9 protein-coding genes are annotated in these 10,671 nt (G+C 62.5%); 1 reads left to right on the top strand and 8 read right to left on the bottom strand.

Annotated features, from left to right (window positions below; all coding sequences use genetic code 11):
• Positions 1–882: transaldolase (gene tal / locus VIM61_00900; protein ID HEY8898960.1), on the bottom strand; the 882-nt coding region annotated here is incomplete at its 3' end.
• Positions 883–1,459: 577 nt separating this feature from the next.
• Here tal and VIM61_00895 point away from each other — a divergent pair.
• Positions 1,460–3,220 carry a hypothetical protein gene (locus VIM61_00895; protein HEY8898959.1) on the top strand — a complete coding sequence of 587 codons (1,761 nt, stop codon included), beginning with the start codon at positions 1,460–1,462 and terminating at the stop codon, positions 3,218–3,220.
• A 215-nt stretch (positions 3,221–3,435) separates the two neighbouring features.
• On the opposite strand, the gene VIM61_00890 is transcribed toward VIM61_00895, so the two are convergent.
• The 7 genes from VIM61_00890 to VIM61_00860 all read right to left on the bottom strand — a co-directional run bounded on the left by VIM61_00890 (position 3,436) and on the right by VIM61_00860 (position 10,651).
• The gene (locus VIM61_00890) at positions 3,436–5,037 is read right to left on the bottom strand and encodes a CTP synthase (protein ID HEY8898958.1); all 1,602 of its coding nucleotides are present in this window, start codon (positions 5,035–5,037) and stop codon (positions 3,436–3,438) included.
• A gap of 106 nt (positions 5,038–5,143) precedes the next feature.
• The gene (locus VIM61_00885) at positions 5,144–6,334 is read right to left on the bottom strand and encodes a 2-oxo acid dehydrogenase subunit E2 (GenBank protein ID HEY8898957.1); all 1,191 of its coding nucleotides are present in this window, start codon (positions 6,332–6,334) and stop codon (positions 5,144–5,146) included.
• A gap of 4 nt (positions 6,335–6,338) precedes the next feature.
• Positions 6,339–7,304, bottom strand: a complete 966-nt coding sequence (locus tag VIM61_00880; protein ID HEY8898956.1) for a transketolase C-terminal domain-containing protein — start codon at positions 7,302–7,304, stop codon at positions 6,339–6,341.
• The gene (locus tag VIM61_00875) at positions 7,301–8,323 is read right to left on the bottom strand and encodes a thiamine pyrophosphate-dependent dehydrogenase E1 component subunit alpha (protein HEY8898955.1); all 1,023 of its coding nucleotides are present in this window, start codon (positions 8,321–8,323) and stop codon (positions 7,301–7,303) included. The genes VIM61_00880 and VIM61_00875 overlap by 4 nt, the downstream gene beginning before the upstream one ends.
• Positions 8,324–8,386: 63 nt before the next feature.
• On the bottom strand, positions 8,387–8,779 hold the full coding sequence (locus VIM61_00870) for a hypothetical protein (GenBank protein ID HEY8898954.1): 393 nt from the start codon (positions 8,777–8,779) through the stop codon (positions 8,387–8,389).
• A 6-nt stretch (positions 8,780–8,785) separates the two neighbouring features.
• Positions 8,786–9,412 (bottom strand): hypothetical protein, encoded by a 627-nt coding sequence (locus tag VIM61_00865; protein ID HEY8898953.1) that lies wholly within the window; start codon positions 9,410–9,412, stop codon positions 8,786–8,788.
• Positions 9,413–9,481: 69 nt separating this feature from the next.
• Positions 9,482–10,651 carry a class I SAM-dependent rRNA methyltransferase gene (locus VIM61_00860; GenBank protein HEY8898952.1) on the bottom strand — a complete coding sequence of 390 codons (1,170 nt, stop codon included), beginning with the start codon at positions 10,649–10,651 and terminating at the stop codon, positions 9,482–9,484.
• Positions 10,652–10,671 lie beyond the last annotated feature (20 nt).

The raw sequence follows: 10,671 nt of genomic DNA, 5'->3' as shown, positions 1-10,671 counted from the left end.
GTCTTCGTTGAGCAGCCAGCGGAAGGTCTTCTCGTCGACGGCGATCTTCTCGATATCGGAGGCCTTGGCGGTCTCGACGCTGAGCTTGCGCTCCACGGGAGCGTCGGAGTCGGCGAGCTTCTGCAGCAGGTCGGGGCTGATCGTGAGCAGGTCGCTGCCGGCGAGTTCCACGATCTGGCTGACGTTGCGGAAGCTCGCGCCCATGACCTGCGTCTCGTAGCCGAACTTCTTGTAGTAGTTGTAGATCGTCTGGACGGACTGCACGCCGGGATCCTCCGCGCCGGTGTATTCCTTGCCGGTCGTGGCCTTGTAGTAGTCGTAAATGCGGCCGACGAAGGGCGAGATGAGGCGGATGCCCGATTCGGCGCAGGCGATGGCCTGCGGGAGCGAGAAGAGCAGGGTGAGGTTGCAGTTGATGCCTTCCTTCTGCACGACTTCCGCGGCTTTGATGCCTTCCCATGTCGACGCGATCTTGATGAGCACGCGTTCGCGGGAGATGCCGGCCTTTTCGTAGAGGCCGATGAGGTAGCGCGCCTTCTCGATCGTCGCCTCCGTGTCGAAGGACAGGCGCGCGTCGACTTCCGTCGAGACCCGGCCGGGCACGATCTTCAGGATCTCCGTCCCAAACAGGATGAGCAGGTCGTCGATCACCTTGTCGGCGAGCTTCGAGGCCGCCAGCGACGAGTCCTTGTTATCGGCGATCGCCCTGGCCAGCAGCGGCTTGTATTCCTCCTGCTGCACCGCCTTGAAGATCAGCGACGGATTCGTCGTCGCGTCCTCCGGCGAATATGCCTTGATCGATTCGAAATCCCCCGTGTCGGCGACGACCGTCGTGAATTCCTTGAGTTGATCCAGCTGACTGACGGCGGTGGCGGTGCTCATATGATTTGATTCTGAAAATTGGGTTACGGCTAAATTTATACCCTCGCGAGGGATTCCGCCAAATCATTCTTCCTCGTCGGGGAAATTCGCGCCGGGATGGAGCGGGAACATGCAAGCGAAACTATTTGATCTCAAGCTTCGCCAGTGATTCCATGCCGCGGAGAAAATCCGGGTTGGCGGCGCAATTTTCGACAAGTCGCTTCACCATTTGCATGACCTTTTCCCGTTTTGGAGATCGGAACGACCAGCGAAACGGTCCGGCAATGGCTGTGGAAGCGGATGGTTTTTGGCCAGACAGTATTTGTCTTCGGCCGTGTTTGACGGGGTTGGAAGATTCCAAATCTCCCGGTATCCGCGACGACCGCGGTGAATCTTTGCGTTGATCCCGTTGACTGACGGGCCGCGTTCGTAATTCGAGAATTCGCTTGAGGTCCCGGATATTCCGCCGGAAGCGTATCGCCAAATCATTCTTGCCCCCGAGTTCGGGAATTCGTTCTTTGGGGAGGTGTCTGGCATTCAAGATTCGCTGTTTTCAGAGCATGAATCGTGACCGCGAGCCTTTCTTGAGTCGCTTCTGATGAATCTTTCTTCCTCGTTACGTAAGGAATTCCGTGATCGGAAAATGTGGCTCTGCAATGCCACGAGTATGGCCGCGTTGGCGGGAGCGTTCATTTTCGGAACGCTCGTGATCTGGAGCGGAAAGTGGGTGCTGCCTTCTGGCGACGGATGCGTGCGCGCGATCATGGCGTTGCAGGAGCCGAATCCGCCCAGCAGTCTTTTTTCTTCATCGGAATTGGTGGCTCCATGGCCTCCCGGCCATCGTATTTTTATTGGGAATCTCGCTTCGGTTCTTCCGGAGTTCGGCGTCCGGTATGGGAAGATTTTTTGGTATCAAACGCTCTCTTTGCTGTCCTTTGTGCTGGGCACATGGGGATTTTCTCGCGTTGCTCACGCCTTGGCGGGGTCAACGGCCGCCTTGGCAACCATTCTGCTCATTTTCTGCTTCGGTATTCCTTTGGATCAGGCGGCTTCGGGGTTGACGGAAATTTTCGTCTTTGGACTCATGGGGTTGGGGTTCTGGGCCCTGATTTGCGGATTGCAATCCCATCGGCTCGAATGGGTTTACGCCGCGGCCCTCTGTAATTTTGCCATTACGACGCTTCGGACTGAGGCGATTGTCGTGATTTTCCTTCAATGGCTCGTGCTCTGGGGTCGCCTGAAATGGTGGAACGTGCTCGCGTGGGGAACGATTTCGGCGGGCTATTTCGTAACCCGTCTGGCGATCACGGAATTTCTGGCACCTCCGACCAGCTTTCTAAACTTCAATCGTTTGTATACGCTGGGCGACACCGCTTCCAAAGTCGACCGTCTGCTTGGTCACCTTTGGACCGCGACGTTTCCTGACGGACTGATTCCTTTGGCCTTATTCGGGGGGGCAGGGCTCGCTTTGTTTTGGCGGATTCGTAAAAATCCGCCGATTTATCCATTCGCCCTCCGCCCGGTGGTTTGGTTACGTGCGGCTCGCTCACTGGTGGCGCTGCCGATTTGGTGTGCCCTGGCTAGCTTCGCATTTCTCTTTTCCGGGGTCCAGAGCGGCAATGTTGAACCCTTTGCACGTTATTTGTTGGGTCCGCTGCCGTTTCTTGCCATCTCATTGGCGCTTGGATTTCGTTCCGAAAATTTTCCCGAGATAGTGAGAGCGGCAGGACGTGCTGCGATCGCGGTGGCTCTGATTGCCTTGGCCGTCTTAATGATCGTGCAAGTCCCGCGCGTATGGAGGTTGCGCGATCAGATGGATGACGCAGAGAAGCGTTTCCTTGGCTGGGTCGAAAAAAGCCGACCTGACGGGATTGTTTCGGACTTTCTTCGCTTCAAAGATGATCGGCTGATCCTTTACGCCCGTGAGAGCCTGCCGGGACTCGTCTTCTGGGGGCATGGCAACTTTAATCCTCTCGGTCTAAACATTGCGGGAATGCTGCCACCCAGTGACATGCCCGCTCCTGAGCATCACGCTCTTGAAACTCAAGCCATCGCGCAAAAACACTTAGTCGATCCACGGATTTCTTATCTTCTCGTCGCGGATCCGCAATTCTACCAGGAGCGAATTCTCGGCAAGCGACGACCCAACAAAAAAACTCTGTCTTCCTTCTTCCTTTCCGATTTGGAGCCCTTGGCTCCCGACCGATCGCGCCTGCGCTTTCGCCCTCAATTTGCCACAATAAATGATCGCGAGATTGTCTTCGAAAAGGTCTATGGAGATAAACTCCTCCTGCTTTACCGGAAAGTTTCTTCGAGCGGGGTGCCCGCTGCCGCTTCGCCAGCAGCGGGTCGTGAGTGATTTCCTCATGCTATGGCGACTGCCCTCTCCGAAAACCATAGGCGACGGACATCACAGGGGAGGAAGTTTACAGGCCCTTGGCGGTGTCAAAGCGGGGCACAACCTCGGCCTCAGGTCCCAAGCTTGTCGCCTGGGAAAATGCAGAGGGCGTTGTCCGTGATGTCTTCGCCAGGTCCACGAAGTCGAACTCGATGGGCTCGATATCGGGAGATGAATCAACTTTCGTTGGCGAGGCAGGCGGCGATGAAGCCCTTGAAGAGCGGGTGCGGCGCGTTCGGTTTCGACTGGAATTCCGGATGGAACTGGCAGGCAAGAAACCACGGGTGGCTCTTCAACTCGATCAATTCCGCCAGCGTGCCATCGGGGGAGGAGCCGGAAATGACGAAGCCGTCCTTCTCCATCTGCTCGCGATAGGTCTGGTTGAACTCGTAGCGGTGGCGGTGGCGCTCGAGAATCTCGGCGCGGCCGTAGACCTGGCGGGCGAGCGTTCCCTCGGCGATGACGGTCGGGCAGGTGCCGAGGCGCATCGACGCGCCCTTTTCGGTGACGCCTTTCTGCTCCTCGAGAATGCAGATGACCGGGTGTTTGCAGTCGGGATCGAATTCCGTGCTGTTCGCGCCCTGAAGGGCGCTGACGTTGCGGGCGAACTCGATCGTGGCGATCTGCATGCCGAGGCAGAGGCCGAGGAACGGGGTGCGCGACTCGCGGGCGAATCGCGCCGCCTCGACCTTGCCCTCGATTCCGCGATCGCCGAAGCCGCCAGGAACGAGCACGCCGGCCACGCCGCGGAGATATTTATCGGCGCCTTCCTTCTCGAGATCCTCCGCATCGACGAGCACGAGATCGATGCCGCAATCGTGCGCCGCACCGGCGTGGGTGAGCGATTCGTAAATGGATTTGTAGGCGTCCTGCAGCTCGATGTATTTGCCGACGACAGCGACGCGCACGCGCTTCTTGGGGCTGACGACGCGTTCGACGTAACGAATCCAGCCGGAGAGGTCAGGCTCGGGCGTTTCAAGGCCGAGGTGGCGGCAGACGATGGTGTCGAGGCCTTCCTCCTGGAACATGAGCGGCGCCTCGTAAATCGTGTTCTCCACATCGAGGCCCTCGATGACGGCCTCCACGGGCACGTTGCAGTAGAGCGAGAGCTTGTTGCGAACATCGTCGTCGAGCGGAAGTTCCGTGCGGCAGATGAGGACCTGCGGCTGGAGACCGATCTCGCGCAGCTTGGCGACGCTCTGCTGCGTGGGCTTCGTCTTCAGCTCGCCCGCGGCCTTGATGAAGGGCACGAGCGTGACGTGCATGAGGAGCGTGTTTCCAAGGCCGGCCTCGAGGATGAACTGGCGGATGGCCTCGAGGAACGGCAGGCCTTCGATGTCGCCAGTGGTGCCGCCGATTTCCGTGATGCAGATGTCGGCGTTGGACAGCTTGCCGATCTCGCGAATGCGGGCCTTGATCTCGTTCGTGACGTGCGGGATGACCTGCACGGTCTTCCCGAGGTAGTCGCCGCGGCGTTCGTTCGCGAGGACCGTCTCGTAGATCTGGCCGCTCGTCACGTTGTTGGCCTTCGTGAGGACGGTGTTCGTGAAACGCTCGTAGTGGCCGAGGTCGAGATCGGTCTCGGCGCCGTCGCTCAGCACGTAAACCTCGCCGTGCTGGTAGGGGCTCATCGTGCCCGGATCGACGTTCAGGTAGGGGTCAAGCTTTTGGAGGATGACCTTGAGACCGCGGTGCTCGAGCAGGGTGCCGAGCGAGGCGGCCGCGAGTCCCTTTCCGAGGGAACTGACGACGCCGCCCGTGACGAAAATGTGCTTCATTCGGGCCGATGATACGAAGGAGGGCCGGGATTTCAATGATTCGACACGGCCAAGTCGAAATGTCGAAAAAATCCTTGCCGTCCCGGTAAATCTCGTTTTCCGGGGACTACAATTCTTCGGGCGCGTTCAGCAGTTCGTCGACGCGCTTGAGGAGGCGGCCGGCGGCGCCGCCGTCGAGCACGCGGTGGTCGAAACTGAGCGTGAACATCGCCTCGGTGACGGGCAGGAATTCCTCGATCTGCGCATCCCACTTGGGCGTGACGACGCCGGAGCCCATGCCGAGGAGCACGGTCTGCTCGGGCAGCGGGATGGGCGTGGCAAGCGTGAGGCCGAAGGTGCCGTAGTTCGTGATCGTGGCGATGGATCCGCCGGTGTCGGCGGCCGGCAGGCGGCGGGCGCGGGCGAGTTCGACGAGGCGATTGTAGCGTTCGACGAGATCGGCGAGGCTCGTCTGGTCGGCATTGCGAATGACGGGAACGAGCACGCCATCGGCGGCCTCCACGGCAAAGCCGATGTCGATCGAGCGGGGGTGGACGATTTTTTCGCCGATGAGCCGGCCGGCCGGGGCGCTGTTCTCGCCGAGGGCGATGGCGAGCGCGCGCAGGGCGTAGAGCGCGGGGCCGGGTTTCACGGCCTGGGCCTTGCGGTGGGCGAGCAGCTTGTCGAGCTCGATGGGCTTGCCGACGGTGGCCAGCGGTCGGGTCCAGCTGCGACGCATGGCGTCGGCGACGGCCACGCGCATCGAGGAAGCGGGCGTGATGCGGTTGCGTTCGATGTCCTCGAGGAAGCGCTCGAGATCGTCGATTGTCACGCGGCCACCGGCGCCACTGCCGGCGATGCCGGACAGATCGGCGGCGTGCATGCCGAGTTCGGCCATGCGGGCCTTCATGCGAGGCGAGAGATAGCTGGCGCCGCCGGCGTGGGCGGGAACGGGCAGGCCGCGCACGGTGGGCTCGACGCGAGTGGTGGACTCGAGTTCGGCCTTCGGGCGGCGGGGAGGCTCGGATTCTCTGGGGTTTGCCTCGTCGGAAATGCCCAGTCGCTCGGCCTCGGCGTCGGTCACTTCGATGTAACCCAAAATGGCGCCGACGGGATAGCTCTTGTCGAGCTCGGCGACGATCTCGGCGACACAACCAGTGCAGGGCGCGGCCACGCACATGACGGCCTTGTTCGTCTCGACCTCGAGGACGTCGGCGTCGACTTCGATGTCGCAACCGGGAGTGATGAGCACGCGGACGAGGGTGGCCTCGGCCATCGACTCGCCGAGCTGGGGCATGATGATCGGAACCTTGGGCATGACGTTATCCTTTGAGCAATTGGCGGGCGGCGGAGGCGACGGCCGAGGCGGTGGGCCGATGGGTGCCCCAAAGCGCGGGGTGGTAGGGAATGGGAGTGTCCTTGGCGTTCAGGCGCTGCGGCGCGGCGTCCAGCAGGCCGAAGCCTTCGGCGGTCACGCGGGCAATGACCTCGGCGCAAACGCTGCCCCAGGGAAATGCCTCGCTCACGCAGAGCAGGCGGCCCGTGCGGGCGACCGATGCGAGCACGGTGTCGGTATCGAGAGGCTTCACCGAGCGCAGGTCGACGACCTCGACCTGGAATCCGTCGGCGGCGATTTCCTCCGCGGCGGCGAGCGCCTCGTGGAGCATGGCGCTGTGGGTGACGATGGTCGCATCGCGGCCGGGGCGGGCGATGCGGGCCTTGCCGATGGGCAGGCTCTCCGTCGGCAGGCTGTCGGCCTTGAGGTGGTTATAGAGAAACTTGTGCTCGCAGAAGATCACGGGATCCTCGATCTCGAGCGCGCCGAGTAGCATGCTGTAGGCATCCTCGACGGTGGCGGGAGTGACTACGAACAGGCCGGGATAATGGGCGTAGAGCGCCTCCATGCTCTGGCTGTGGAAGGGGCCGCCGCCGGGCGTGCCGCCGGAGGGCAGGCGCACGACGATGGGGCAGTTCACGCCGGTGCGGTAATAGAGCGTGGCGGCGTGGTTGATGATCTGGTTGAGGCCGCAGGTGGAGAAATCCGCGAACTGCATTTCCACGATCGGCCGGGCGCCTTCGATGGCGGCGCCGATGGCCATGCCCATGATCGCGTCCTCGCTGAGCGGGGAGTCGAGCACGCGGCCGGGATACTTCTGCGCGAGTCCTTCGGTTGCCTTGAAGGCGCCGCCGAAATTTCCGACATCCTGCCCGTAGATGAACACGCGGTGGTCGTCGGCAAGCGCCTTGTCCTGGGCCGCCTTGATGGCTTCGAGATACGTGACGCTCATGCGAAATTGTCTTCGAGCTCGCGATTGGAAACGGCGCACCAATCCTCCTCGCCCGGGTCGGGCTCGGGTTCGCGCGAGACGCGATTGGCGGTGGTGTTGACCTCGGCTTTCACCTCGGCGCGCCATTGCGCGAGATCTTCCTTCGTGGCCCAGCCTTTCTCGACGATCACGGCACCGGCCACCTCGAGGCAGTCGCGGCCGACGTGCTGTTTCCGGAGTTTCGGGTCGATGTATTTGCCGGGATCGTGCTCGCCGTGGCCGACGAGGCGGAGCAGATCGCCGACGATCAACTGCGGACCGCCACCCGCGCGGGCTGCGGCAATCGCGCCGCCGACGGTTTTCAGGCAGGCCTCGAGATCGGTGGCATCGACCTTGTGCCCGGCGACGCCGTAGCCGATGGCCTTGTCGACGAGATCGGCGCAGGCAAACTGCCGGGTGTTTGGCGTCGAGTAGGCGTATTGGTTGTTTGCGACGACGACGACGAGGGGGAGTCTTTCGACGGCGGCGGCGTTCAGGCCCTCGTGAAAGGCACCGGTAGAGGTTCCGCCATCGCCGAGGCAGGTCGCGCCGACGACGCCGTGTTCGCCGCGAAAACGCCGGGCCAGCAGACCGCCGGCCACGGTGGGAATCATCGCGCCGAGATGGCTGATCATTGCGTAGTAGCCCTCGCGCGGACGACCGCGGTGGATGTTGCCGTCGCGGCCGCGCATGGAGCCCAGCGAGGAGCCGAGATATGTGCGGAGCGTGTCGAGAATCGTGTCGCCGAAAGCCATGCGGCCGGCCTGGTCGCGAATGAGCGGGGCAAAAATGTCGCCCTGGTGCAGGTGAATGCCGACCGAGACGCTGAGGGCCTCCTGCCCGCGGCCGAGAAACACGCCGCCCTTGATTTTGCCGGCGCGGTAGAGTGCGGCGAGTTTCTCCTCGAGCACCCGGGCGGACAGCATGATGCGGTAGGCCTTGACGAATTGCTGGCCCGGGTCCGGCCCTGCGCTCTTGCGCGCCTTCACGACTTCAGACATTGGCCGAGAAGGTTATGAAGAAAGCGGGAGCGCTGCAAACGAAGACTTCGGCCGCACTGCGGACTACATCGAGGTCGGCACCGCGCGCCAGACCATGAAAAGGATGACCGCGAGGATGACGACGAAGACGACGAACTGGAGTTTGGCGATGTTGCGGTCGGCCTTGCGGAGTCGCGGGCGGCGGGGCGTGCTCGCATCGTCGCGAAATTTATCGTGCGGCATGCCGAAGGTCTTCTGACCGGCACGCGTCGTGGAGAGCTGGATCTTGATCGGCTCGCGCTGTTTGCGCTTGAGCTGCTCGAGCCGGCGCGGGGCTTCCTCGATGAGGCGGCGGGCCCGCTCCTGCTCACGGATGAGCTTTTCCTGCTCCTCGAGCAGTCGCTTCTTCTCGAGACGAAGGGGGTCTTCGGCTTTGTTCCGGCCGGAACCGGAAGACGAGGATTTTTTCGGAGGCATCGAAGGTTATTTCGCGGTGAGCGACCAGATCCAGACGAGGAGGCCGAGCACGCTGAGAACGGTAAGAGGAAGGGTGAAGGCGAGACCGGCCTTGAACCAGTAGAAGAAGCCCTTATCCCCGCCGACGTAGTATTCTTCATACTCCGCGGGCAGGCCGCCTTCGCCGCGAGGCTCGCTGGCGGCTGAGGCGGACTCGGCAGAAAGCTTGGGCCGCGAGCGGTTGTATTCCGTGCGGGCCTCCTCGACGGAGCTCAGCGCCTTGCTGAGTTCCTTGGCAAGGTCGAGGCCGATCCAGGCCTTGGGATTGATGGCCTCGAGCGCCTGCTGGTGGCTCATGAAGGCTTCGTGAATGTTGTGAAGCTGGTCGAGGCGTTTCTCGGCGTCCTGCGTCTCGCGCTGGATGACGACCATGGCGCGAGTGAACTTGTCGATCATCTCCGCCCGGCCGGTTTCGAGTTCGTCCTGGCGGCGGCTGAGTTCCTCGAGGCGGAGTTTGTCGCGCTCGATCTGGTCGGAGCGGCGCTTCAGTTCGGCCAGTTCCGCCTGGGCCTTCTGGACCTGGGATTGAAGCTCCACGGACGTGGGCTCATCCTCATCATCAAAATCCAAATCGTCGTGGGTGCGGTCAGGCATGAGTGTGCACCATGAATAAATCAGTTCCCTGCCATTTCCAGCGAAAACCCATCAGGGAACAGGATGAAATCACCGTCCCGGCATCATCTCGAGGAGGAAGCCCTTCAAATAGGTGGTTTCCGGCAGATGAATGACGATGGGGTGGTCGGGAGACTGGCGATATTCCTCGATCAGCCGCGCGGAGCGACGCGCTTCGAACAGGCCGTCGGCGGCGGACCGAAGAAAGGATGCCGCGTCGATGTGGTGCGAGCAGGAAAACGTCGCCAGCAAGCCGCCGGGCTGGAGCAGTGCGGCCGCGCGAACGTGCAGGTCGCGATAGCCGCGCATGGCGTCGTGCACCTTGCCGCGAGTCTTCGTGAACGAGGGCGGATCGAGAATGATGAGGTCGTATTTCTCGTCGTTACGCTCGGCGCGGCGGAGATATTCGCCGACATCGGCGCGCTCGCAGCGCACGTCGAGCCCGTTGCGGAGCGCATTGGCGACGAGTCGCTCGTGGCTTTCCACCCCCGACTCCACCGCGACGACGCTGGCCGCGCCAGCCCGGGCGCAGGCGAGGGCAAAGCCGCCCTGGTTCGAGAAGCAATCCAGCACGCGCCGGCCGGCGGCGTGACGCGCCACGGCGGCGTAGTTCGCGACCTGGTCGAGGTAGAAGCCGGTTTTCTGGCCGCCGAGCAGGTCGACCTCGAAGCTCACTCCATCGATCTCGATCGTTTGCGCCGCGACGGGCTCGCCCCAGAGCACGCCGCTGGCGGATTGCATGCCCTCGGCCGCGCGAATGGGAGCGTCGTTGCGCTCGATCACGCCGCGCAGGCCCAGGGTCTCCGCGAGGACGGTGGCGATCTCAGTCTTTCGCTGGTCCATCGCCAGCGTGAGCGTCTGGAGCACGGCGGTGTCGCCGTATTGGTCGACGATCACGCCGGGCAGGCCGTCGCTTTCACTCCAGACGACGCGGCGCAGATCCCGGCGGCAACCCCGGCGGTCGCGCACCTCGGACGCCTGCGAGATGCGGCGGGCGAAGAAATCGGCATCGAGCATCTGGCGCTGGCGCGAGATGCGGCGGGCGACGATCTTCGACTTCGAGTTGTAAATGCCGCTACCGAGCAACTTGTCGCGGCCGTCCTTGAGGGAAATCACGTCGCCATCCACGGGCGCGCCGAAGACCTTCAACACCTCGGTGCCGTAAACCCAGTCGTGGCCGTGAAGGATGCCGGCGCGCGGACGAACGATTAAACCTGCCATCGGAGAAGGCTACGGCGTCG

It is taken from the genome of Chthoniobacterales bacterium (genome assembly GCA_036569045.1).
In the GTDB taxonomy this organism is placed as follows: domain Bacteria; phylum Verrucomicrobiota; class Verrucomicrobiia; order Chthoniobacterales; family JAATET01; genus JAATET01.
Note: the sequence above shows the minus strand (reverse complement) of the source record. Positions and strands in the feature narration are given on the sequence as shown.